We start from the raw sequence: 23450 nt of genomic DNA, 5'->3' as shown, positions 1-23450 counted from the left end.
TTATGAAAACTTATGAGCAAGTTTTAGAGACCGTGGAACTTGCTTTAGCTAAAGGTGAGTATCATTATTGCATTGAATTTCTTTTACCGATAATAGAATCATTTCCTTTATCAAGTAAAGAGGGAGTAAATTTAAGAACCATTTTAATTACTGCTCTTTGTGGTATCAATAAAAAGGAGGAGGCAAAAAGATTTTGTAAAGAGCTTCTAAAATCCTACGATAATAAGACTAGAGAAAATGCAAAATATTTGATGGAAGTTATAGATTCTCCTGAAATTAAAAAACCAGAAAATTGGAACGTTCAGTTTGAAAGCGACCCATCACTAAATAAAAAATCTCTTAACTCACTGGGCAAAAAAAAAGTAGTAGTTGAGAAAAAGAAATTTATCAATGTTACTGATACCCCAACTGGTGAAACAAAACCCTTTAAGAAGGGCTTTTCACTGATCATTTTTTTAATATTATTATTATTAATTCCACTCTTGAGTGGCTGCGTTAAAATTGAGAATACTCTAGATATTAGTGAACTTGATTCAATAACTAATAATTTAGTGATAGAGAGTAAATACATTAAAAAATTACCTTGGCAGATAAAATTTGAAGAGAAAATTAAAGATATTTTTCCTGATGCAGAAATTGCTCAAGATGCATCTACTTTTTCTCTGAAAAATAAAAATCTTAATCTAGAAAATACAAATCAAGTTCTTAAAATAATCCAAAATACTGCAGGAGAGTTAGCGGGAGGACCAACAAATATAGAAATAATTACTACTCAAAAAAACTTCATTTTTTTTAAAAAATACTTTTACAGAATGGATTTAGATCTCAGCTCTATTCAAAATGTTGATGATTTAGAATTCATTTTGAAAATCATTCACCCAAATAAAGCTTCCCTTACTCTTAAAAATAATTCAAACTTAGAAATCACAAAAAATCTAATAATTTGGAATTTAAATCTGGGTCAGATGAATAGTCTAGAATTTTCTTTTTGGAGCTGGAACAAATTGTTGATTGGCATAACTATTATTTTAATAATAATAATATTGGCTTATTTATTAAGATTCTATAGATTTAAGTTAGGTACGGATTTACCTCAACTTCCTTCTAAGTAATTACAACTCTACTGGATTAACGTCAATTGTTAAAAAAACATTTTTTGGAATAAGTTTCCATAATAATGACCTATCTGGCAAAGGGATCTTTGAGCCTTCAGGACCATGGATTAATATCTGCCACCTAAATTTTTTCCCAACTTTCGCAATTAAACTTGGAGCAGGACCAATTAATTTCCAATTCCTTTTCTCACAAAGATTTAGTAGATATTTTGCTAATTTTATTGCAATTGATTCAGTTAATTCATAGTTTTCACCTGATAATTTAAGAAGGCAAATTTTGCAAAATGGGAACAAATTTGCATCTTTTCTCAATTTCGAATTTTCAATTAAAAATCTTTCGTAATCTCTATTTTGAAGATATGAAATTACAGGATGGCTTGGTTTATATGTTTGAAAAATGACTTTTCCTTTTTTTTGAGCCCTGCCTGCCCTGCCAGCTAATTGTAAAAACAATTGTAATGATTTTTCTTCTGCCGAAATATCGGGACGATGAAGCAATCCATCTGCTGCTAAAACTACTGAAAGAGTGATATTGGGGATGTCAATACCTTTTGCTAACATTTGAGTCCCTACAAGAATATCGGCATCACCTCTAGAAAACTTTGAAAGAATATCTCTATGACCATCCTTTCCTGAGGTTGTATCTCGATCAAAGCGAAGTACTCTTAAGTCTGGAAATTCTTCATTTAAAAACTCAATAACTCTTTGAGTCCCTATTCCAAAAGGTTTGAAGGCATTTGAATTACAATCTGGGCAACGATTGATCAGTCTTGATTTATGCTCACACCAGTGACATCTTAACCATTTTGTTCCTTGTGAACCGAGATGAACCGATAAAGGAACGTCACAATTGGGACAATTTATTAAATATCCGCAATTTCTACAACTTAAAAACCCACTATGCCCCCTTCTAGGGATCAAAATTATTGCCTGCTCATTCTTAAATCGTAGTTGAGGTAGCAATTGTAATAATTCATCGGATAAGATTTTCATATTTCCCTTCTTAAATTCATCACGCATATCAATAATTCTTATTTCAGGCACCTCTTTACTTGATATCCTTTGAATCATTCTTACCAACTTAAAATCCTTTTCAAAAAAACACTTTTTCCAAGTCTTCATTGATGGAGTTGCACTCCCAAAGATAAGCTTTGCAGAGTTCCTTTTTACAATTTCAATAGCAATCTCTCTTGCGTCATAACAAGGCATAGGGCTATCTTGCTTATATGAAACATCATGTTCTTCATCCATTATTATTAATCCTAGATTTTTAATTGGGAGAAAAACTGCAGACCTTGTTCCTATAACTATTAGAGGCTCATTAGCATTAATAATTTTCTTCCAAACTAACGTTCTATGACCAGAAGAACAATTACTATGATATTCGTAAACAACATTATTAAATCGCCGACTAAATCTATCAACAAGTTGCGGAATTAGGCCAATTTCTGGGGCAAGTATCAAACAACTTTTTTTCTTAAATAATTGATATTCAGAAATTCTCATATAAACTTCTGTTTTCCCTGAACCCGTCTCACCCCATAAAAGTAAAGCATCTCCAGGTTTCATTGTTTGAAATTCTTGAAATGCAATTTTTTGCTCATATGTAAGATTTGGTTTTTTTGTTGCAATATGATCATTTAAAAAGGAATTTAATTTAGTAATTATTGTCTTTTTTCTTTTAGATTTAACCAGGTAATTTTTACTTACCATTGAGTTAATGAGAGTGTAATTAAAACCAGACTTTATTAATTCACTTTGCCAATCACCTTTTTCGGGCAAAGTATTTATTAATAAAAATTCTTTATTGGTCAATTCATTTTTTTTTATATCAAATCCTTTTTTGGTTTCAATCCATATTTGAGTTTTCATTCCTTGTGAATTTTTTTTATATTTACCAATCCAACCTGGAGGAAATGCTGTTTTAAACATTTTTAAATTACTAACCATATAAAAAGAAGCTAGAGACTCTATCCATTCTCTCCAACAATTATCAATTATTCTTTTCTGCAAAATTCCTTCAACAAACAAATATCTTATACTTCTTCCTGCAGTAATATTTGCTTCATCTTGATTAATTTTCGAAAAGTTCTCTTTGGAGATCACCAACCCATTCAATAATCTCCCTCTTAGTTTCACAATTACAATATCCCCAACTTCTACCCCAAGATTATTTCCATCTAAATAGTAAAAGCTATTATTACTACTACCTATATCAAGCAATATTTCTAATTTATAGGAGATATTTAATAATTGATTACTTGCCGGCTTCAAAACTTTTTCTTAGTATTGGATTGTTGAACATTCCACAAAGTGTTTTTTTCACATTGTAAGTATCCTGCTCTTAAGGGAGACATGAAGCTTTGATCATTGAGTGAAAATTCAAAACCTGATCTGCCTGTCTGAGAAATCCCAAGACTTTTTACTTTAGGTAATCTATAGCACTATTTAAATTTTTCAACAATTTAAAAAACTTTTTTTTTTAACATTCCTGAAAAAGTTCTTTTACAAATTAAGGGGTACTTTACTACTAAATGTACAAATTAGCCCTAAATAAAATTTTATCTAGTTAAATTCACCGTAGAAAGGAGTAAATCATGTGTCCAGTAGCAGCAGAATCGAAGAATTCCAAGCCTAGTTCAAAAAAAAAGATTAACAAAAAAATTAATACTAATTTAGAAACAGTAGCTGAAGAAGATAGTAATATTAATAGTCAAAATTTACAGGGATCTTCTGATTCAAACGAAAGCAGCTTAGAAACCAATAATGAGTTTAGTGATTCTGAAGACGAAGACAAAGGTCTTGGGAACATAAAGCTTGGACCAAAAGGCATATACACTGAAGATTCAATCAGAGTTTACCTGCAAGAAATTGGAAGAATTAGACTTTTAAGACCAGATGAAGAAATTGAACTCGCAAGAAAAATTGCTGATTTACTCCAATTAGAAGAACTGGCAACTCAATATGAGTCAGAAAAAGGCCATTTCCCTTCTGTTAGAGAATGGGCCGAATTAATAGATATGCCTCTTTCCAAATTCAGAAGAAGACTGCTTTTAGGAAGAAGAGCTAAAGAAAAAATGGTGCAATCAAATTTAAGATTAGTTGTCTCTATTGCTAAAAAATATATGAATAGAGGTTTATCATTTCAAGATTTAATACAAGAAGGAAGTTTGGGTCTAATAAGGGCAGCAGAAAAATTTGACCATGAAAAAGGTTATAAATTCTCTACTTATGCTACTTGGTGGATTCGCCAAGCCATTACTAGAGCAATCGCAGATCAAAGTAGGACTATTAGATTGCCAGTTCATTTATACGAGACAATATCCAGAATCAAAAAAACCACAAAAGTTCTCAGCCAAGAATTTGGGAGAAAACCAAGTGAAGAAGAGATAGCTGAGAGTATGGAAATGACAATTGAAAAATTAAGATTTATAGCTAAAAGTGCTCAGCTGCCTATTTCTTTAGAAACTCCAATAGGTAAAGAAGAAGACTCAAGACTTGGAGACTTTATAGAAGCTGATATAGAAAATCCAGAGCAGGATGTTTCTAAAACCTTATTAAGAGAAGATTTAGAAGGAGTTTTAGCGACTCTCAGTCCAAGAGAAAGAGATGTGCTTAGGTTGAGATATGGAATTGATGACGGACGAATGAAAACTCTTGAAGAAATCGGACAGATTTTTGATGTAACAAGAGAAAGAATCAGGCAAATAGAAGCAAAAGCTCTTAGAAAGCTTAGACATCCAAATCGAAATGGAGTTTTAAAAGAATATATAAAATAAAAAAAGTTAAATATAATTTTCAGCTTTAGAAACTTGCAAAAGAATAGCTTAAAATAAATTCGACTTAATTTTTAATTCAAACTCAAAATAATATTTAATGACTAATTTTAAGCTGAAAATAGCTAGTAGAAGAAGTAAACTAGCAATGGTTCAAACTTTATGGGTTAAAGATCAACTAGAAAGGAATATTCCCAATTTAGAGGTATCCGTTGAGGCTATGGCAACTCAAGGTGACAAAATCCTTGATGTAGCTTTAGCAAAAATCGGTGACAAAGGTTTATTTACAAAAGAACTTGAAGCACAAATGCTTGTAGGCCAGGCAGATATAGCAGTACATTCTCTAAAAGATTTACCAACTAATTTACCTAGTGGCCTTAAATTAGGATGCATAACAAAAAGAGAAGATCCTGCTGATGCTTTAGTTGTAAACAAAAAAAATGATTGTTATAAATTAGAAACTTTACCAGCAGGTTCAATTGTGGGGACAAGCTCTCTGAGAAGACTTGCACAATTAAGAAATAAGTATCCTCATCTTGTATTTAAAGATATCAGGGGAAATGTAATTACAAGAATAGAAAAATTAGATGCCGGTGAATTTGATTGCATAATTCTTGCTGCAGCTGGTTTAAAGAGATTGGGATTTGAATCAAGAATTCACCAGATTATTCCAAATGAAATTTCCCTTCATGCTGTTGGTCAAGGAGCACTAGGTATTGAATGTAAATCTGATGATAAAAAGGTTTTAGAAATTATAAATGTCTTAGAACATAAACCCTCTAGTCAAAGATGTCTAGCAGAGAGGGCTTTTTTAAGAGAACTTGAAGGGGGATGCCAAGTGCCAATAGGTGTGAATAGTAAAATTCAGAATGATCAACTTTGTCTTACTGGTATGGTTGCATCTCTCGATGGAGAAAGACTAATTAAAGATCAATATATTGGCAATATTAATGATCCTGAAGAAGTAGGCAAAGAACTCGCTAAAAAACTAAAGCTCCAAGGTGCAGACGAAATACTGAGCGAAATATTTGAACAATTTAGAGAAAAATAGAATTAGTTAATTTACTAATTTAGGATCAATTTCTTTTTTATATCTATCTTCACAATCTTTAATTACTTCAACAGCTTCTTCTATCCCAAAAAAACCATTCACAGTACATGTTCCTGGTTTTTTTAGATCTTTGTAGTGTTCCCAATAATACTTCGTTTCTTTTAGCCAATGCTCTCCAAGGTCTTTAAAACTTGAGATATGTCCCATTCTTTTATCATCAGCCAGAACTGCTATTACCTTATCATCTACCTCTCCACCATCATCAAATTTCATTACACCAATAATCCTAGCCTCGACAATAGAACCAGGAATCAATGGCTCAGCAACTCCAACAATTTCTATATCAAGTGGATCACCATCTTCATCCCAAGTCCTTGGTATACAACCATAAGCAAAGGGATAAGCAAGTGAAGAATAACCCACCCTATCAAGTTTAAGATGACCCGTTTCTGTAATTAATTCATATTTATTTATCGTATTAGAATTCAATTCAACAATAGTGTTAACTATTGAATTTGAGCTATCAGTGAAAGCATTTAGTATATGTAATAGATTTGGTGTAACCCTACTTGGGGGTTGATTAAGATTAGCCATCAAGAAATTATTTTTGTTTATATTACATCCTCACACCCAACCAAATTCTTTAAAAGTAATGTTTCAGCAAAAATCATCTAGTTTAGACCTTAAATGATTAATAAAATAGTTTGGCGATAATTCTTCATTAGTTACAGCTCTTACCAACTCCATAGAATTAACGGATCTGCCATATTTGTGTATATTATTTTTTAACCAAACGATGATCTTTTGATATTCACCATTTTCAATTAAGTTATCAATCAAACCAATGTCTCTTTCCATTTGATTTGAAATTTGTGCACTTATAAGATGTCCTAACAAATATGAGGGGAAATAGCCAAACGCACCTTCGCTCCAATGAACATCTTGAAGACAACCTTCTGAATCATTAGATGGTTTTATTCCTAGAAGTTCATCATATCTTTTATTCCATTCTGTTGGAATATCTTCAGCAGGTAACCCTCTTTCAATTAAATCTATTTCGAGTTCGGTTCTTATTAATATGTGTAAGCCATAAGTCAATTCATCTGCTTCAACCCTATTTAAGCCTGCTTCCAAATGATTAATAGATTTCCAGAGTTCTAAATAATTATTTAGCGAACATCCAGCCGAAACAAATTTTTTGAAAAATCTTTTTGAAAAAGATTGGGATTTAACTATTCTATTTTCCCAAAATAAAGATTGACTTTCATGAATCCCCATAGAAGTTGCTTGACCTAAAGGCCAAGCAAACCATTGATGACTTTGAGATGGCAAACCCTGCTCATAAATTGAATGTCCCCACTCATGCGCAGTTGCTAGGAAACTTGATAATGGTTCACCTTCAACAATCCTTGTAGTAATCCTATAATCATTAGGTCCTAATGTAATCGAGAAAGGATGAGGAGATTTACCAACAACAACGAGATCTTTATCTCTCCCAAACTCATCAAGTAATTTAGAACATAAATTTTGTTGAGATTCTGGACTTAAATCCCAATGATTTTTTTTTGATTTATTAATTCCTTTAATCAAGGCTGGGATAGTTTCTTTTAATGGTTGAAACATTTTTTTCAACCATTTCAAAGTTAATTCTGGTTCAAAGGGTTGGGCTAATGTCTCCCAAGGTGAATATTGATCAGATATTTGTTTTGCCTCTTCAATCCGCAATTTGAGTAATTCTTTAAATAATGGAAGAAAAATTTTAAAATCTGATTTTTTCTTAGCTTCTTGCCAGCTTTCATACCCTTTAGATTTTGCCTTTGCCAAAGACTCAACTAATTTAGGATCTAAATTTCTTTCTCTATTAAATTCCTTCAATAAAAGATTAATATTTCTTTCTTTATCTTTGATAAAAAGTTGATTATCGGAATTTCTATCAATATCTAATAGTTCATTTTTAGCAGATTGTATTAAATTAGAAAATTCTTCTGAAGAATTTCTTTTATGCAATACTTTTGCAATATAAGTAAGTTGTTCAGACCTCCAAGAAGCTCCTTTCTTTGGCATCCCAGTATTCTGATCCCAATAAAGTGTATTTTGGATTGAACCTAATATTTGAGTTTCTTTAAGATAAGCACCCAGCTTATTCCATTGAGTTTCGGCCAAAAATTTAAATTTTAAATAAATTTATTTTAAGATAAAAATTATAATGTCTGCATAAAAACATAAATATTTATCCATAATAGAATATTGATTAATTAAGTTTTTTAATTTATATGGAACAAATATTTTCAAAATTAAAATACATAACCAATGGAGAGGGTTTTATTGACATCACATATGATTTAAATTTATATATTGAAAAAAATAATTTTCATTCCGGAATTTTTAATTTAACTTCACTTCATACCAGTTGCAGCTTAACTATTAATGAGAACGCAGATCCAAATGTACTAAGAGACCTAAAAAAATATATGCAATCTATAGTTCCCTATGATTCCTACTTAACCTTATCAAAAGATAGAAAAGAAATATCATATAAACATTATCAAGAAGGAGCTGACGATATGCCAGCACATATTAAAACATCCTTAACAAACACTTGTTTATCTTTGAGTTTTCAAGACGGGAAAATCATGCTTGGCACATGGCAAGCAGTTTATTTATGGGAACATAGATTTGATCAAAAGGAAAGAATTATAAATGTACATATAATTGGTGAGAAAAATTAAAATTATTTATAATGGAATCAAGTCAGATTAGTTTTTTAATGGAACCATACCTTTTGCAAGAAGGAGAATTGAATGAATTATTTGTCAAAATACCAGGATGGGAAATTAAATCTAAACAAATCCAAAAAGAATTTAACTTCGCAAATTTTATTGAAGCCTTCGCTTTTATGACTAAGGTTGCTTTGATCTGTGAAAAATATAACCATCATCCAAACTGGGAGAATGTTTATGCAAAAGTAATAATTAAATTAAATACACATGATTTGGGAGGCATTACAAATCTGGATCAAACATTAGCTTCGGAAATCAACAAAATTTTCGATCAATAAAATACAAATTTTTTTAAAATAATCAAAATGTCTAAAAAGTTATTGCCAGTTACGATTATCAGTGGATTTTTAGGTTCTGGCAAAACCACACTTTTAAATCATATTTTAGAAAATCAAGTTGGCATTAGAACAGCTGTTTTAGTTAACGAATTTGGAGAGATCGGAATAGATAATGACTTAATAATAGAAGGTTCAGAAGATATGATTGAATTAAATAATGGATGTATATGTTGCTCTATCAATGGCGAATTATTAAATACAGTCTCCAAAGTTTTAGAAAAAGCTGAAAAAATAGACTATTTAATTGTTGAGACAACTGGGCTAGCAGATCCATTACCAGTAGCTATGACTTTTGCGGCTGGTGATCTTAGAGAAAAAGTAAGGTTAGATTCGATCATCACTGTTATTGATGGAGAAAATTTTGATTTTGAAATTAATAATACAAGTGTCGCTTATTCTCAAATTTTATACGGAGATATCCTCCTTCTAAATAAATGTGATTTAGTGAATGAAGAACAATTAAAGAAAGTAGAAAATTTTATAAATAATATAAAAAAAGAACCCAGAATCTTGAGATCAATAAATAGTGAAGTTGGTTTACAAACTATAATGAGCGTTGGTCTTTTTGAGACAGATACTTTTCAATTCGAGAAAAAAAAGAAAAATGTAGAAGACAATTCACACGATCACTCTTCTCATTCACACGATCACTCTTCTCATTCACACGATCACTCTTCTCATTCACACGATCACTCTTCTCATTCACACGATTTGATTAATAATATCGAAGGGTTTACATCAGTTTCTTATGAGACATTTGAACCATTTTCCTTAAGGAAGTTTCAATATTTTTTAGACAATCAAATATCACAAAATATATTTAGAGCAAAAGGAATCTTATGGTTTATGGAAAGTGGGCGAAAACACATTTTTCACCTATCTGGGAAACGGTTTTCTCTAGATGACCAAGAATGGACGAAGGAAAAATCTAACAAGATAGTAATAATTGGGAAAAACTTAGATCATCAAACTATTAAGAATCAACTTTCATCATGTAGATTTAATTCAAATTAGAGTACATAATAGGGCTTGATTGATTTTTGACAATAATTATTAAGGGATTAAAAAAAGCATTAAGCGAATTAAAACCTTTTTATATCGCTTCAATTATTGTTGCATTTTTTGTAATCATTCCCATTTCTAATTTTCTTCTTGAAGGAGTTGTATATGTTTTTGGTGGGAATTTTTCATTAGGAATTGCAGGAGGAGAAGAGGTACTAGGAACTTTAAAACTTTTAGCAATGACAAGTTTATTTGGAGGGGGATTAGGAACCTTGAATGGCTGGCTACTTTCAAACTGTGATTTTAAGTTCAGAAAAGTTCTCCGTATTTGTCAGCTAGTCCCTCTAGCTGCCCCAGCATATCTAATAACAGCTATTTTGCAGGATTTAGGAAGTGTTTTTGGGTATCAAGTAACTGGTTTTTGGTGGGGGGTTTTAATACTTTCAATTTCTACTTATCCATATGTATTCATTCTTGCTAACGAAAGTTTTAATAAATTTGGAATCAATCAAATCAATGCCAGTAGAGGATTAGGAGTCGGCCCATGGAGTAGCTTCTTTAAAATCGCTTTACCAATGGCGTTACCTGCACTAATAACAGGAATAAGTTTAATGTGTATGGAAGTAATGAATGAGTTAGGTACATTTGCATTATTAAACATTCCAAGTATTTCTACCGGAATAGCCGAAAATTGGATAATTGAGGGTAATCCAAAAAGTGCTATTGGATTATCTTTGGTAGCCTTGTTAATAATTTTCACTTTAATTATTTTTGAAAAATTCTCAAGAAGAAAATCAAAGAGGTGGAGTGAAAATCCTGCATCACAAGATTCTCAAGGATGGGAATTAAAAAAAACTAGAGCTCTTTTGGCAATAACCATATCCTTATTTCCTCCGATTTTCTCTTTTGGAATTCCATGTTTTTGGGTTCTGCTAAATATCGATCAAATTCAAAAAGGGTTATCTATAGAATTACTTACCCTATCACTAAGGACTATTAGTTTAGGAATTTTTACTGCATTAATAACGATGCTATTCTCCTTAATAATTTCCTTAGCTAGACGAACAAACAAAAGCTTATTATTAGGACTAATAACAAACCTTGCTGGAATAGGTTACGCAATCCCAGGGACGGTATTAGCTTTATCTTTAATAAGCATTTCTTCTTCAAAATTCAATTTCATTGCTATTTGCTTACTAATCTGGGGTTATCTTGTCCGATTTCTAACTATTTCTAAGGGTTCTATTGATTCAAGCCTTGAGAGAATTTCTCCTAGTCTTGATGAAGCTGCACTTGGACTAGGAGAGAATAAGTTTGGAATCATCAAAAGAATTCATCTACCTCTACTCCAAGGACCAATATTTGTAGGATCACTTTTAGTTTTTGTAGACACTATAAAAGAATTACCCATAACATTTATTTTAAGACCATTCGATTTCGATACATTATCTGTAAGAATATATCAATATGCTGGAGATGAAAGAATCTTAGAGGCAATATTACCAGCTATTCTTATTATGACTTTAGGGCTTATTGCATCAATTACATTGATACCAAGTTTAGAGAAAAAAAACTAAATTCTTTTAAACAGTTTTCTAATTAAAAGAGGAAAGCTTAAAAACAAATCTGCCGAGGTAGACATAACCCTAAAATAAATTAAACTGACAAGAATTGTATTTTGTGGAATATTTCTACCAATAAGAAAAAGGAAGCAGGCTTCAAAAACCCCAACCCCTCCTGGAGCTGCTGGGACTGCCAAACCTAAAGACCATGACAAAGAAAAGATTACTAATAAAAATAAGATGTTGAGAGTATTACTTGTATAAAAAGTATTTAGGATAATATAAAATCCAATAAATTTAGATAAAACAAAACCAATTTCAAGTAATAACGCTCTGGTAGGGAAAAAAGAAATTATATTTATTCTCTTTTCAAATTTATTCTTTGAATTTGCAAGTCTCAAAACCTCAAATATTTTCCCCTTAAGAGACCCTAATCGTTTTAATACAAGATAAATTAATTTCCTATTTAAAAATACTAAAGGCAAAGTTAAAAAAAAGTAAATTGGTGAAAAAATTACTCCCAGCGATGCCAATAGAAAAGATCCACTCAACATAAAGTAAGGTTCTATAACTGTCGAATACAAGGCAATCTGAGGATTACTTATTTCTTTTATAAAATTAAATCTTTCAACAAAATGCCAAATCCCTCCTGGAACATATTTAAGAATATTGGTTAAAACATAAAAAGAAACTAGATTATTACTTTTAAATTCTTCACCAAACCATTTAACAATATTTTTCCATGCATAAGCGTTAAGGTAAATACTCAAAACACAAAATGAAAACGATAATATTAGATTAATACCATTTTTTTCTAAATTTATATCAAAAGACATTTTATCGATATTTTTAAAAAAATAGATGCAAAAATATAACAAGCTTGAAATAAAAAAAATACTCTTTAAACCACCAAAATTAATTTTTTTAAGCAATTTCCAATATGGTTTATTAAGTATATTAAATGTCATTTCCAGTTTTCAAATGCATTAAAGTTTCTACTTGACTCTTTTATTATTTTTCTTATTTCATAAGTTGAAATTTTATACTCTAGTTTTAATCTCAAAACTTCGTCATTTTCTGGTTTCATAGTTATTGATCCATCAGGTTTCAAAGTCTGTTTAACTTTTATATTTCCAAAAGTCGTTGAACATTCGCCTCTCCTTCTAAGCAATATCCACCTAGATTGGGTCTTTTCACGAACTCCAATAGTATTAGAATAATCAAACCATAATCGTCTAAAAAATTCTCTTTTTTCTATTGGCAAGATTGCTTGAATAGAAAATCCAATTCTATTTTTTTTCATATTGATAGCTTGATAAGAAACGTCGTAGGCCCCCTCAATTCTCAGTTTCTCTACAAAATTAGATACATCTTCAGGTGTTTGGTCGTCAATCCATGCTTCTTGAACAGATATCTCTTCACACTTCGGATTAATTTGTTCATTAATAGAAGAATCCTCAAATGAGATAATTTTATAAACTCTTACCAAATTAGGGAATGAAAATTTTAGGTTACCAATGCCTACTCCATAAGAGTTAATAGAATATTTTGGAGGAGGTTCAAGATAATCTGCCAAATTAGAAAGTAAGGCAATACCAGTTGGCGTAGATAGTTCACCCTCTATTGAATCAAAGCCTGATAAAACCTTAATATTTTTTTGTCTTATTAGCTCTATTACAGCAGGAGCTGGAACAGATAATTTTCCATGTTCAGTTTGAACAAAACCTGTCCCCAACATCGGTTCATTACAATAAACCTTCTTTGGGTTTAAGTAATTCAATGAGGCACATACTCCTATGATATCCACTAATGAATCAATCGCTCCAATTTCATGAAAATGAACATCCTCAGATTTGATGCCATGAACTATTCCTTCTGCAATTGCTAAAGATTCAAATACTTCATAAATTATTTGCTTTAATTTATCTTCTAAGTGCCCATTTGAAATAAGTTCTTTAATACTTCTCCAAGTTCTTTTGATAGGACTGCAATAAATATTATCAACCTTTGCCTTGACCCCTCTAATCGAACAACTTTTTGATTCTTGAAACTCTAGATGATATTGATCGTTTAATCCAAGATCAATAAGTGGTTGTTCAATAACTTTTTTAGGCACACCTAAATCATAAAAAGCTCCTAACAACATATCTCCAGAGATCCCAGGAGAACATTCAATTAAAATATCTTCCATAAATCTAAGATTTCTTGATTGGTAAAATTGCGATGAGAATCAACCTTTCATTCTAGTTATTTCCAGAAAGATCTTTTTCAATAACTTCGTACCTAATTAATTTCAAAGCATTTCCATCTCTGTTAATATCTAAACTTACAAAACTATTGAGAAGTTCAAGAGAAAGCTCGCCTTTTATAACTAATTTAAAATTTTTATTTTTTAAATTCTTTAACTTTGAAGCAGAGCTGATTTTAATAACAATTTCTTTTTTTTGAGTATTGACAAAAACTAATTCTCCTCTAACAGAAAAGTAATTATCTTTTAAATCTAATTCTTCTAGCAATTTAGAGAAGTTATTTTTTGAAGAATCATTTGGGAAATCATTCAATTGATAAGGATCCCAGATACCTGCAACCTGTAAATGCAAGTTTTGAGTATTTTTATTCTTTGGATAAACAACCCAATAATAACTTTTATTTAAATCAATATGCTTTTTTAAAAGTGATAATGCTTTACCTAGTATTACTGTTTCAATTTTTTCGCCTTTATTATCAATTAAAAAGCCTCTATTTAATTGCTCAATATCATGGGGAATAAATTTACCATTAATAATACCGATTGCTCTGAACTGTAATTTATTAGTAACTTGTGGAATAGGGTTTTTTAACATTTTAAAAATTAGAAATTACAATTTATCGAATTAAATTTCTTATTTCTCCTCCAAACTATTAAAAGACTTTAACGCATTGTCAATAGCATCAGATGGATTAGTCGCATCATTCATACTATTTTGTCTCCTAATCATCTCCACAAGTTCAAATGGATTAGTTGGCAGAGCTGAATTATTCTCTTCTGTTTTAGTTGATGAGTCGATTTCTAATTCTTCAACTAAATATTCAGCATTTAGTAAATTACCTTTTAAGGAAATTAAGGAAATAAAAAAAATTAATAAAGGTATAGATTTAGGTAGGCTTTTGCAAAAATAATTTTTCATTTTATTTAATTTCAAAATTCTTTAAAGCCAAAATTCTTTGCTAATTTAATTTTACATAATTTGGTAGAAATTTGTTAATAGCAACTTGGAATGTTAACTCTATAAGAACAAGACTTTCACAAATAATTGATTGGATAAATCAAGTCAATCCAGATATTCTATGTTTGCAGGAAACAAAAGTGATGGATGATAGTTTCCCAGCTGACCCTTTTGAAAAATTAGGATACTCAGTGGAGGTCTCCGGACAAAAATCATACAATGGTGTTGCTATTATTTCAAAAATAAAAGCAGAAAATGTTAAAAAAGGATTCTACGGTTGTACCGAATTTGATCAAAATATCGAAATTTTCCAAGATCAAAAAAGATTTATTTCTGCTGATATCAAAGGACTTAAGATTATTAATGTCTATGTGCCAAATGGATCTTCTCTAGAATCTAGTAAGTTCGAATACAAAATTAATTGGTTAAATTGTTTAGCTTCATTTTTAGATGAGCAAGAAAAAAAAGGAGACTTAATTTGTCTTATGGGTGATTTTAATGTTGCTCCATCTAACTTGGATATTCATGATCCAAATAAATATGAAGGAGGAATAATGGCATCAGAAATAGAGAGAAATGCACTAAATAATGTTCTGAAAGAACGATTAATAGATTCTTTCAGGATTTTTGAAAAAAATACTGGCCATTGGAGTTGGTGGGATTACCGTAATAACGCATATGAATTAAATAAAGGTTGGAGAATAGACCATATTTACATCAGCAAAGAACTGTCATCTAAACTTAAAAGTTGTGTCATAGACAGCTCACCTAGAGAGAATTTACGTCCAAGTGATCATGCCCCAGTAATGATAGATCTTAACTTGAACGAAATAAATGTAGATTTTTTTGATGATGAGGAAAATTTTTTCGAAATATAAATAAAATAAATTGATTTTTTTTAATGCCCGAAAACGCTTATTAATAAAGAGTTATTTAGGGTGCTCTTGATTTCTATCATGATTTCCTAAAAATTAATAATTTACAATCCAAACTATCGTAATAAAAATATCATAATGTAGAATTTCAACCTGATTGACAAAATTTTTACTTATTTCTAATTTAGAACATGACAAGATTTTTCTCAAAACATCATTTAGTTAAATTGTGACTGACATATTAAATTACACCAAATCAGAACAGATTTTCTCTGCTGCCCAAGAATTAATGCCCGGAGGAGTTAGTTCTCCAGTAAGAGCTTTTAAGTCTGTCGGAGGGCAGCCAATTGTTTTTGATAGAGTCAAAGGTCCCTTTGCTTGGGATATTGATGGAAATAGATATATTGACTATATAGGAAGTTGGGGGCCAGCTATATGTGGACATGCCCACCCTGAAGTTACCACTGCATTACAGGAAGCAATTGAGAAAGGCACTAGCTTTGGTGCTCCATGCGTTTTAGAGAATAAACTTGCTGAAATGGTAATAGATGCAGTCCCATCTGTAGAAATGGTTAGATTTGTCAATAGTGGGACTGAAGCCTGCATGGCTGTTTTGAGGCTTATGAGGGCATTTACTGGAAGAGATAAAGTTATTAAATTTGACGGTTGCTATCACGGTCATGCAGACATGTTTTTAGTTAAAGCAGGATCAGGGGTAGCAACTCTAGGACTACCAGACTCTCCAGGGGTTCCACGAACAACAACTGCCAACACACTTACTGCCCCCTACAATGATCTTGAAGCAGTAAAAAAATTATTTTCTGAAAATCCTGATGCCATTTCAGGTGTAATTCTTGAGCCTATTGTTGGGAATGCTGGATTTATTACTCCAGAACCTGGATTCTTGGAAGGGTTAAGAGAATTAACCACTGAGAATGGATCCTTATTAGTTTTTGATGAAGTTATGACTGGATTCAGAATAAGTTATGGAGGCGCTCAAGAAAAATTTGGAGTTACTCCTGATTTAACCACACTTGGGAAAGTAATTGGTGGAGGCCTACCTGTTGGAGCCTATGGAGGAAAGAAAGAAATAATGTCTATGGTAGCCCCTTCAGGACCGGTCTACCAGGCAGGTACATTGAGCGGAAACCCACTCGCAATGACTGCTGGAATAAAAACTCTTGAACTACTCAAACAAGAAGGTACATACGAAAAACTAGATTCAACAACTTCTAGATTAATTGAAGGGATAATTCAGTCTGCAGAAAATAATGGTTTAGCTATTAACGGTGGAAGTGTAAGCGCAATGTTTGGATTTTTCTTATGTGATGGACCAGTTAGGAACTTTGATGAAGCAAAAACAAATGATGCTGAACTTTTTGGGAAGTTGCACAGAGAGATGCTTCAACGAGGAATTTACCTAGCGCCAAGTCCTTTTGAAGCTGGTTTTACATCACTAGCTCATAGTGAAGAAGAAATTGATAAAACTATCGAGGCCTTTGATCAATCTTTTAATGCAATAAAAAAATAATCATTTACTTATCTTTGCTTAAAGAAAAAAGTAAATGATTAACTGTTAAAGAAATATTAATTTAAAAAAATTATCTTCTACCACCAACTATTACCGGAGGAGTTCCTCCATTTGAACCTGGAAGGCCTGGAACAACTTGTGTACTACCATCCCATTTGTCAAGAAATAATTTGAAAAGTACTTGATCGTCAAGACTTTTATTTAATGTCTCATATCTGAGTGCTTCTTGTTCAGCAATTTCTACTTCTGTCTTTGCTCTTAGTAATTGCTGACCCGCTATTTGCTTTTGTTCAATAGCAGCTCTGTATTCTTCAGCAATCTCTAATCCAGTAAGATCTAAACTTTTAACATCTACATAATCGAATGAATTCAGTTCTTGAGAAACAGTATCCCCTACTTTTTCAGAAATTACTGCAAATTCAGTAGCGATTGTTTCTAGCTCATATTGAGAAAAGACTGATTTTAGAGCTTTAAGTAAAGATGGCTGAACAATTTTTTGATAAACATCGCTATTTCTACTTGCAATTGTTGCAAAAATTCTTCCTGCCTCGTTGGGTTTCACTGAATACTTAACAGTGGCTGTAGCCCTAATAACCTGAAGATCTTTAGTTAAAGTTTCAAATTTTTCGGGTTGAACTTGAGTTTTAATATCAAATGGATATACAGACTGAATAAATGGAAGTTTAAAGTTTAAACCGGCCCTTCTAGAAGGGCCACTTACTTTCCCTAATGTTGTAACTACTGCAACTTGTCCAGACGGAACAACAAAGAGAGCTTGGGTGAGCAAAAGAAAGCCCGTAAAGGACAATACAATCAATAATGTTGCTGTGCCACCTGGACCTGTAGGTGTGACATTTTTAAAGGATGTTGACATTAAATTTTTTCTTTTAATTAATCATATTTAAATAGACTAATTAGTGCATTAATAACGCATTTAATTAAAATATTTTTTTAATAATTGTAAAAAGAAATATGAATATTATTTACTCTATGTTTAATTTAAATTCTTGCAAAAGTTGTAAATAAAGGTTCTCATCTATCTCCCTAATGTCATATTCAGATGGTAAAACACCATGCTTATACTCATGTACTGCCATCCAACAAAATCTGTCTATTTCCTCTTTTGAAAAACGTGGATATTCTTTTACTTTCTTAACCAATGATGAAATGAGAGATTCTGAATAATCTGCCATATTTTATAAAATATCCTTACTAAAGATTTTATCTAAAGTTATTAGCTTTTAGAGGAATATTCAAAGAATCTTCCAACTCACTAACAAGCTTAATTGCTAATTGAAGATCATTTTTGCTCTTACTAGAAACTCTTAGTGTTTCTCCATTGATGCTGACATTAATTTTTTTTATTTGATCTCTAATATTTTTACTGATTTTTTTTGCTATTTCTTGTTTAATTCCTTGTTTTAATAAAATTGTTTGTTTCACTCTATTACCACTAACTATTTCAATTTCACCATAGTCAAAAATTTTTAAAGATAAGTTTCTTTTTATTGCCTTTTGTCTAATTATGTCATTGACAGCATTTAAGGTAAGTTCGCTATTAGTGGTTATAAAAATATTTTCTTTATCTAAATCAACTGAAGTATCTGTTCCCTTCAAATCGTAACGCTGAGAAATTTCCCTTTTTACTTGATCTAAAGTGTTTACTAGTTCCTGTCTCTCAAAATCAGACACTACATCAAATGAAAAACTTTCTGCCATCGTGAATTTTTAAACGCTAAATATTTTTAGCATAAATCATCTCTCAATAAGGAGAAATGAATTTTTTTAATCAAAAAACAACAAACTAACCACTTTCCCCATTTCTTCAGCGCATCTACAACTATTAAGTAAAGTTTCACTATCGTGAAAGGCAAAGCATATCAATTGATCACACCTAGAAATAATTTCTTGATTACAAAGACTGCTTGCAAGCGGCAAAGGCAATTCATCATTTTCACTTTTTTCAACCAAATGCATAACCCTTTCAAGTTGATCCTTTATTTCGGGTATTTGTCTGTCAAGGCTTTGTGGTAATAAGACAGTCAATAATGATGGGTTAATATCTAATACAGCTCTAATGACTGCTGCATTGACTCCTTGAGATCCAGAAGTGAGGATATTATGTCCCTCCTCTGCTAACGACCTTGCTATCAACTCAATTAAGTGGATATCAACAACTGGTACGTGCCTACTACCCAAAAAAGCAATCCTCCTTTTCCCATTATCTTGAAGTTTTGCAAGTTCTTGAGCTAAGGCATCAACGCCTTCGGTTGCTGGTAGATCTAAAGAGCGACTCAAAATAATATGGTTCCTATATTTGAAATTAGCATTTATCTGAAAAATTGCAGGGAAAATCTATCTTTTCGAGAATTCTTTTTAGATTTACATGCTCCTGAACTAATTGAACAGCATAAGAAGCTTTAATAGATTCGTGAATTCTGACATGACCAAAAGCTTGTTCAATAATTTCTACGGAAGCAAGCGTATCTAATTCCACTTTTAAAATTGGCACCTCCAATTCCTCAGCTCTATGAATCAATTGAGACAAAGGTTCTCCCAAACCAGTTAAAATTAGGCATTGAGTCGAAGCCTCCAAAGCCGCAAGTTGTATATCAGTTCTATCAGCTCCCGTAACTACAGCCATATTTCGTCTTCTTCTGAAAAATTCCATTGCAGAATTCACCCCCATTGCACCAATACTTAATGTTTCAACAAGTAATTGATCTTTTTCAGTGCAACAAATCACTTGGGCATTTAGTCTTCTTACAAGCTCACCCACGGTGACACTTCTGAGAAGTGGTGATTTAGGCATCACTCCAAATACTTCAATATTTAGATCTTTAAGAGAGGGTATTATTTCATTTTTAACTTTTTCGACTTCTTGAGGTAAAACCCCATTCAATACCACTCCAGCCAAATGCTCTCCTAATTGTCTTTTCGCATCAAGTAATGCATCCACGCTTTTACAATCTTCCCATAAATTCACAATTAAAACTTTCGCATCTAAACTCTCAGCTAGTTGTGGGAGACTTAAACCATAAATCATTCCTTCATGAAGACTTCCAGCTGCCTCTAAAATATTTAGTCCTTCAAAATCATCATTAACCAATCCCTCAATTTGATCAAAACCCTTGCCTGGGAGCAAGTCTTTATTAAAGATTCTTTTTTCAGCTGATATATTATCCAATAATCCAACTGAAGAAATTAAATTCTCCTCTTCGATATTCAATGTAGATCCAATAAACTTAACATCATCATCAATTAAACCTTCATAAGACATTGATGGTAGATTAGTTAGTTCGATACATGTTGCAAGTGGTTTCCCAATCCGTACTTTTTTTTTCTCCTGTAAAAGTCTTTTTGCTATCCCAAGAACCATTGCAGACTTACCACTAAATGGCTCACATGAACCAATTAATAATATATCGCTCATAATTAGTAGAATTATTTATTAATAGGTTCAAGATAATATTTTTTTCACAACTAAACAAATATTTATTTATGAGTTTTAATCAAATAAATAAATAAAGATTTTTTTTTTGGTAAATTTATTTTAATTCTTTGGTATCTCATCAAAATCTAGCACAATGATAAATTCAACCAAAAACGAAAAAACTATTGGGATTACTGGAGCTTCTGGCGCACTAGGGAAAGAATTAACAAAGTTGTTTCGTCAAAAAGGATTTAAAGTGATTGGATTCACTCATAGTAAAACTGATTATGAAATAAATCTTGAATCTCCAAATGAATGGATTAAATGGGAATGTGGGAAAGAATCGTCATTAAAAAAACATTTAGATAAAATAGATATTTTAATTTTGAACCATGGTATCTATGATTTAAGCAGAGAAAATTCCAATTATGAAAACTCAATAGAAATAAATGCATTAAGCAAATTTAAAATTTTAAATTTATTTGAAGATATTGCTATAAAAAATGAGTCATCAATAAAAAAAGAGATTTGGATAAACACATCTGAAGCAGAAATTTTACCAGCCCTAAATCCATCATATGAGATTAGTAAATCCCTTATTGGTCAATTAATTTCTTTCAAAAAAAATCTTCTGGACAAAGATATAAAGAAAAAATTAATTATTAAGAAAATCATCCTAGGGCCTTTTAAATCAGAACTAAATCCTATCGGAATTATGAGTCCTAAATTTGTGTCTAAAAAGATTTATGATTTAGCTAATTCAAAAAGTTTTTTAATAATAATTAGTCCGAACCCTTTAACTTACCTACTGTTCCCATTGAAAGAATTTTTCAACTTATTGTATTGCCAAATTATCTATAAATATAAATCTTAGTATCTAGAAATCTCTATCAGTCAATATTTCAATACCATCTTTTAAAACAACTATTGTATGCTCCCATTGCGCCGATAATTTTCCATCTTTTGTTATTACGGTCCATCCATCATTTAATGTTCTACAAAATTTAGTCCCTTCGTTAACAATAGGTTCTACAGCTAATGTCATTCCTTCACGAAGTACTACGTTCGGCAATTCTTTGGTACGAAAATTAAATACCGATGGTTCTTCATGAAGATTTCTTCCAACTCCATGGCCTGTATAATCTTCAACAATACTAAAGCCATTTTTTATAACAGTATCTTCAATTTCCCCAGCCACATCAAGAAGTGTATTCCCTGCCTTAATTTTTGAAAGCCCCGCATACAATGCTTTATGAGCTACATCACTAAGATTTTGGGCCTTTGAGCTAACTTCTCCCACACAAATTGATATGCAACTATCCCCATGGAATCCATCTAAATATGCTCCTGTATCAATCTTAACCAAGTCACCATTTTTAATAATTTTATTTTTATTTGGTATTCCATGGACAACTTCATTATTAATACTAGAACAAATACTAGATGGGAAACCATGGTAGCCCTTAAAACTTGGCACAGCTCCAAAACTTTTTATCCTCTTTTCAGCAAAATCATCTAAATCTTTTGTGGTCATTCCCGGTTTAATTAAGTCATTAATTTCTCTCAAAACTGTTGCTACTATCCTGCTAGATTTTTTCATCAAATTTATTTCACGTGAAGACTTTATTTCAATTCCTCTTCTCCTCTGAATAAAAGGAACTTGATCATTAGTTTTGGAATTATTTTTATTTAATAATAGATCTGCAAAATGTTTCATTGGAATAAATAATAGTAAAAGGTAAATATCATCAAAATAGCCATGATGGTCTTGGCTATCTTAAATCTATCAATAACAATGGGAAAGAAACAGTAATGAAATTTTTATCTAATTCTAGGCAATTTCATAAGACTTTAGCGCCTTGGGTTTTTCTTCCGTTATTTATATCTTCAATTACCGGTCTTCTCTATAGAGTTTCAAAAGATTTATTGGGTTATTCTAGAGACCAAGTTCATTGGTTAATGTCACTCCATGAGGGCGAATGGCTTGGAGATAATGGAGAATTAATATATGTGATTTTAAATTCCCTTGGAGTTTTATGGATGCTCATAACGGGATTCCAAATGTTTTCAAAAACAATTTCATTTACCAAAAAGGTTACTAAAGGCGAGTCAAAAGGTTAAGATATAAGACTTGTAGGATAAAAAGACAAAAATGGCCAAAGAGAAACAAGAAAATGTATTAGAAACCGGTATTAAAGCTGACGGATCAATTGATGTGGCAGTTGAACAAAAAGAAAAAAACTTGGTTTCTGAAACTAAAAAAATATTAAGCGCTTCCAAGCTTATTGGGGAATTTGAGAATGAACAATTAAAAAAAGAATTACCTGAAATTTATGTTGGGGACACTGTTAAAGTTGGTGTAAAAATTACAGAAGGTAATAAAGAAAGAGTACAACCTTATGAAGGTGTTGTCATAGCAAAAAGGCATGGAGGTATTAACCAAACAATTACAGTTAGAAGAATTTTCCAGGGTATAGGTGTTGAAAGAGTATTTATGCTACATAGTCCACAGGTTGCCTCTCTAAAAGTTGAACGTAGAGGTAAAGTAAGAAGAGCTAAGTTATTCTATCTAAGAGATAGAGTAGGAAAAGCTACTCGCGTAAAACAACGCTTTGATCGATAAAGTTGTAAATTAATCAACTTATTGGTCTCAAAGACGCTTATAATCAATTAGATGCGTCGTTAGTTCAGTTGGTAGAACGCAGGTCTCCAAAACCTGATGTCGGGGGTTCAAGTCCTCCACGACGCGTTTGATCAACATTATGTAAATCATTTTTTCAT

At 31.4% G+C, this 23450-nt stretch carries 25 protein-coding genes and 1 tRNA gene; 13 read left to right on the top strand and 13 right to left on the bottom strand.

The genetic code is table 11. From position 1 onward, the window contains the following. The first annotated feature begins 2 nt into the window (after positions 1-2). The gene (locus tag EU96_RS03765; protein ID WP_032526799.1) at positions 3-1112 is read left to right on the top strand and encodes a DUF3153 domain-containing protein; all 1110 of its coding nucleotides are present in this window, start codon (positions 3-5) and stop codon (positions 1110-1112) included. Here EU96_RS03765 and priA read toward each other — a convergent pair whose 3' ends face one another. Then, the gene (priA, locus tag EU96_RS03770; protein WP_032526797.1) at positions 1113-3389 is read right to left on the bottom strand and encodes a replication restart helicase PriA; all 2277 of its coding nucleotides are present in this window, start codon (positions 3387-3389) and stop codon (positions 1113-1115) included. Between the two features lie 323 nt (positions 3390-3712). On the opposite strand from priA, the gene rpoD reads away from it, so the two are divergent. Together rpoD and hemC are read left to right on the top strand one after the other, a co-directional pair. After that, positions 3713-4894, top strand: coding sequence for an RNA polymerase sigma factor RpoD (gene rpoD / locus EU96_RS03775; RefSeq protein WP_032526796.1), 1182 nt, complete (start codon positions 3713-3715; stop codon positions 4892-4894). A 97-nt stretch (positions 4895-4991) separates the two neighbouring features. Beyond that, positions 4992-5942: a hydroxymethylbilane synthase gene (gene hemC / locus EU96_RS03780; protein WP_032526794.1), complete on the top strand. Its 951-nt coding sequence runs from the start codon at positions 4992-4994 to the stop codon at positions 5940-5942. 6 nt (positions 5943-5948) lie between these two features. Here the strand turns inward: hemC and EU96_RS03785 are convergent, their stop codons facing one another. Both EU96_RS03785 and EU96_RS03790 read right to left on the bottom strand, forming a co-directional pair. Further along, positions 5949-6536, bottom strand: a complete 588-nt coding sequence (locus EU96_RS03785) for an inorganic diphosphatase (protein WP_032526793.1) — start codon at positions 6534-6536, stop codon at positions 5949-5951. 63 nt (positions 6537-6599) lie between these two features. Beyond that, on the bottom strand, positions 6600-8105 hold the full coding sequence (locus EU96_RS03790; RefSeq protein ID WP_032526792.1) for a carboxypeptidase M32: 1506 nt from the start codon (positions 8103-8105) through the stop codon (positions 6600-6602). A gap of 110 nt (positions 8106-8215) precedes the next feature. Between EU96_RS03790 and EU96_RS03795 the strand changes: the two genes are divergently transcribed. The 4 genes from EU96_RS03795 to EU96_RS03810 are packed head-to-tail and all read left to right on the top strand — an operon-like array spanning position 8216 to position 11639. Then, a complete protein-coding gene (locus EU96_RS03795; RefSeq protein ID WP_032526791.1) occupies positions 8216-8671 on the top strand; it encodes a secondary thiamine-phosphate synthase enzyme YjbQ in 456 nt (151 codons plus the stop codon). A gap of 38 nt (positions 8672-8709) precedes the next feature. Continuing rightward, positions 8710-9000 (top strand): 4a-hydroxytetrahydrobiopterin dehydratase, encoded by a 291-nt coding sequence (locus EU96_RS03800; RefSeq protein WP_032527015.1) that lies wholly within the window; start codon positions 8710-8712, stop codon positions 8998-9000. A 27-nt stretch (positions 9001-9027) separates the two neighbouring features. Then, on the top strand, positions 9028-10074 hold the full coding sequence (locus EU96_RS03805; protein ID WP_032526790.1) for a CobW family GTP-binding protein: 1047 nt from the start codon (positions 9028-9030) through the stop codon (positions 10072-10074). A gap of 26 nt (positions 10075-10100) precedes the next feature. Continuing rightward, positions 10101-11639 carry an ABC transporter permease gene (locus EU96_RS03810; protein WP_032526788.1) on the top strand — a complete coding sequence of 513 codons (1539 nt, stop codon included), beginning with the start codon at positions 10101-10103 and terminating at the stop codon, positions 11637-11639. On the opposite strand, the gene EU96_RS03815 is transcribed toward EU96_RS03810, so the two are convergent. Genes EU96_RS03815 through EU96_RS10555 form a run of 4 tightly spaced genes read right to left on the bottom strand, consistent with a single transcriptional unit; the run spans position 11636 to position 14791 of the window. Next, positions 11636-12592 (bottom strand): lysylphosphatidylglycerol synthase domain-containing protein, encoded by a 957-nt coding sequence (locus tag EU96_RS03815; protein ID WP_032526787.1) that lies wholly within the window; start codon positions 12590-12592, stop codon positions 11636-11638. The genes EU96_RS03810 and EU96_RS03815 overlap by 4 nt on opposite strands. Beyond that, a complete protein-coding gene (gene larC / locus EU96_RS03820; RefSeq protein ID WP_032526785.1) occupies positions 12589-13815 on the bottom strand; it encodes a nickel pincer cofactor biosynthesis protein LarC in 1227 nt (408 codons plus the stop codon). The genes EU96_RS03815 and larC overlap by 4 nt, the downstream gene beginning before the upstream one ends. 52 nt (positions 13816-13867) lie before the next feature. Continuing rightward, entirely contained in the window at positions 13868-14467 is a 600-nt protein-coding gene (locus EU96_RS03825) for a hypothetical protein (protein ID WP_032526784.1), read from the bottom strand. 39 nt (positions 14468-14506) lie between these two features. Further along, the gene (locus EU96_RS10555; RefSeq protein WP_032526783.1) at positions 14507-14791 is read right to left on the bottom strand and encodes a hypothetical protein; all 285 of its coding nucleotides are present in this window, start codon (positions 14789-14791) and stop codon (positions 14507-14509) included. A gap of 71 nt (positions 14792-14862) precedes the next feature. Here EU96_RS10555 and xth point away from each other — a divergent pair, with 71 nt between their 5' ends. Both xth and hemL read left to right on the top strand, forming a co-directional pair. Beyond that, positions 14863-15708: an exodeoxyribonuclease III gene (gene xth, locus EU96_RS03835; protein ID WP_032526782.1), complete on the top strand. Its 846-nt coding sequence runs from the start codon at positions 14863-14865 to the stop codon at positions 15706-15708. Between the two features lie 226 nt (positions 15709-15934). Continuing rightward, positions 15935-17236 carry a glutamate-1-semialdehyde 2,1-aminomutase gene (gene hemL, locus EU96_RS03840; RefSeq protein ID WP_032526781.1) on the top strand — a complete coding sequence of 434 codons (1302 nt, stop codon included), beginning with the start codon at positions 15935-15937 and terminating at the stop codon, positions 17234-17236. A gap of 70 nt (positions 17237-17306) precedes the next feature. Here hemL and EU96_RS03845 read toward each other — a convergent pair whose 3' ends face one another. The 5 genes from EU96_RS03845 to EU96_RS03865 all read right to left on the bottom strand — a co-directional run bounded on the left by EU96_RS03845 (position 17307) and on the right by EU96_RS03865 (position 20669). Next, positions 17307-18110, bottom strand: coding sequence for a prohibitin family protein (locus tag EU96_RS03845; protein ID WP_032526780.1), 804 nt, complete (start codon positions 18108-18110; stop codon positions 17307-17309). A gap of 109 nt (positions 18111-18219) precedes the next feature. Next, a complete protein-coding gene (locus EU96_RS03850; protein WP_032526779.1) occupies positions 18220-18429 on the bottom strand; it encodes a hypothetical protein in 210 nt (69 codons plus the stop codon). 28 nt (positions 18430-18457) lie between these two features. Next, positions 18458-18955: a YajQ family cyclic di-GMP-binding protein gene (locus EU96_RS03855; protein WP_032526778.1), complete on the bottom strand. Its 498-nt coding sequence runs from the start codon at positions 18953-18955 to the stop codon at positions 18458-18460. 66 nt (positions 18956-19021) lie between these two features. Further along, a complete protein-coding gene (locus tag EU96_RS03860; protein ID WP_025922230.1) occupies positions 19022-19534 on the bottom strand; it encodes a hypothetical protein in 513 nt (170 codons plus the stop codon). A 25-nt stretch (positions 19535-19559) separates the two neighbouring features. Next, positions 19560-20669, bottom strand: a complete 1110-nt coding sequence (locus EU96_RS03865) for a phosphotransacetylase family protein (RefSeq protein WP_032526777.1) — start codon at positions 20667-20669, stop codon at positions 19560-19562. Positions 20670-20823: 154 nt separating this feature from the next. Between EU96_RS03865 and EU96_RS03870 the strand changes: the two genes are divergently transcribed. Next, the gene (locus EU96_RS03870; protein ID WP_032526776.1) at positions 20824-21543 is read left to right on the top strand and encodes an SDR family oxidoreductase; all 720 of its coding nucleotides are present in this window, start codon (positions 20824-20826) and stop codon (positions 21541-21543) included. Positions 21544-21546: 3 nt separating this feature from the next. Here the strand turns inward: EU96_RS03870 and map are convergent, their stop codons facing one another. After that, entirely contained in the window at positions 21547-22386 is an 840-nt protein-coding gene (gene map, locus EU96_RS03875; protein WP_032526775.1) for a type I methionyl aminopeptidase, read from the bottom strand. Between the two features lie 95 nt (positions 22387-22481). On the opposite strand from map, the gene EU96_RS03880 reads away from it, so the two are divergent. From EU96_RS03880 to EU96_RS03890, 3 genes are all read left to right on the top strand, one after another. Continuing rightward, on the top strand, positions 22482-22790 hold the full coding sequence (locus EU96_RS03880; RefSeq protein ID WP_032526774.1) for a PepSY domain-containing protein: 309 nt from the start codon (positions 22482-22484) through the stop codon (positions 22788-22790). Between the two features lie 31 nt (positions 22791-22821). After that, on the top strand, positions 22822-23292 hold the full coding sequence (gene rplS, locus EU96_RS03885) for a 50S ribosomal protein L19 (RefSeq protein WP_032526773.1): 471 nt from the start codon (positions 22822-22824) through the stop codon (positions 23290-23292). A gap of 53 nt (positions 23293-23345) precedes the next feature. Next, positions 23346-23418 (top strand) — tRNA-Trp (locus tag EU96_RS03890). Positions 23419-23450: the final 32 nt, after the last annotated feature.

The sequence above is a fragment of the Prochlorococcus marinus str. MIT 9302 genome (assembly GCF_000759975.1).
In the GTDB taxonomy this organism is placed as follows: domain Bacteria; phylum Cyanobacteriota; class Cyanobacteriia; order PCC-6307; family Cyanobiaceae; genus Prochlorococcus_A; species Prochlorococcus_A marinus_M.
Note: the sequence above shows the minus strand (reverse complement) of the source record. Positions and strands in the feature narration are given on the sequence as shown.

Coding starts and splice junctions, on each gene's coding strand:
- EU96_RS03765 (WP_032526799.1), top strand. CDS start 3: ATGAAAACTTATGAGCAAGTTTTAGAGACCGTGGAACTTGCTTTAGCT.
- rpoD (WP_032526796.1), top strand. CDS start 3,713: ATGTGTCCAGTAGCAGCAGAATCGAAGAATTCCAAGCCTAGTTCAAAA.
- hemC (WP_032526794.1), top strand. CDS start 4,992: ATGACTAATTTTAAGCTGAAAATAGCTAGTAGAAGAAGTAAACTAGCA.
- EU96_RS03785 (WP_032526793.1), bottom strand. CDS start 6,536: ATGGCTAATCTTAATCAACCCCCAAGTAGGGTTACACCAAATCTATTA.
- EU96_RS03795 (WP_032526791.1), top strand. CDS start 8,216: ATGGAACAAATATTTTCAAAATTAAAATACATAACCAATGGAGAGGGT.
- EU96_RS03800 (WP_032527015.1), top strand. CDS start 8,710: ATGGAACCATACCTTTTGCAAGAAGGAGAATTGAATGAATTATTTGTC.
- EU96_RS03805 (WP_032526790.1), top strand. CDS start 9,028: ATGTCTAAAAAGTTATTGCCAGTTACGATTATCAGTGGATTTTTAGGT.
- EU96_RS03815 (WP_032526787.1), bottom strand. CDS start 12,592: ATGACATTTAATATACTTAATAAACCATATTGGAAATTGCTTAAAAAA.
- larC (WP_032526785.1), bottom strand. CDS start 13,815: ATGGAAGATATTTTAATTGAATGTTCTCCTGGGATCTCTGGAGATATG.
- EU96_RS03825 (WP_032526784.1), bottom strand. CDS start 14,467: ATGTTAAAAAACCCTATTCCACAAGTTACTAATAAATTACAGTTCAGA.
- EU96_RS10555 (WP_032526783.1), bottom strand. CDS start 14,791: ATGAAAAATTATTTTTGCAAAAGCCTACCTAAATCTATACCTTTATTA.
- EU96_RS03845 (WP_032526780.1), bottom strand. CDS start 18,110: ATGTCAACATCCTTTAAAAATGTCACACCTACAGGTCCAGGTGGCACA.
- EU96_RS03850 (WP_032526779.1), bottom strand. CDS start 18,429: ATGGCAGATTATTCAGAATCTCTCATTTCATCATTGGTTAAGAAAGTA.
- EU96_RS03855 (WP_032526778.1), bottom strand. CDS start 18,955: ATGGCAGAAAGTTTTTCATTTGATGTAGTGTCTGATTTTGAGAGACAG.
- EU96_RS03865 (WP_032526777.1), bottom strand. CDS start 20,669: ATGAGCGATATATTATTAATTGGTTCATGTGAGCCATTTAGTGGTAAG.
- EU96_RS03870 (WP_032526776.1), top strand. CDS start 20,824: ATGATAAATTCAACCAAAAACGAAAAAACTATTGGGATTACTGGAGCT.
- map (WP_032526775.1), bottom strand. CDS start 22,386: ATGAAACATTTTGCAGATCTATTATTAAATAAAAATAATTCCAAAACT.
- EU96_RS03880 (WP_032526774.1), top strand. CDS start 22,482: ATGAAATTTTTATCTAATTCTAGGCAATTTCATAAGACTTTAGCGCCT.
- rplS (WP_032526773.1), top strand. CDS start 22,822: ATGGCCAAAGAGAAACAAGAAAATGTATTAGAAACCGGTATTAAAGCT.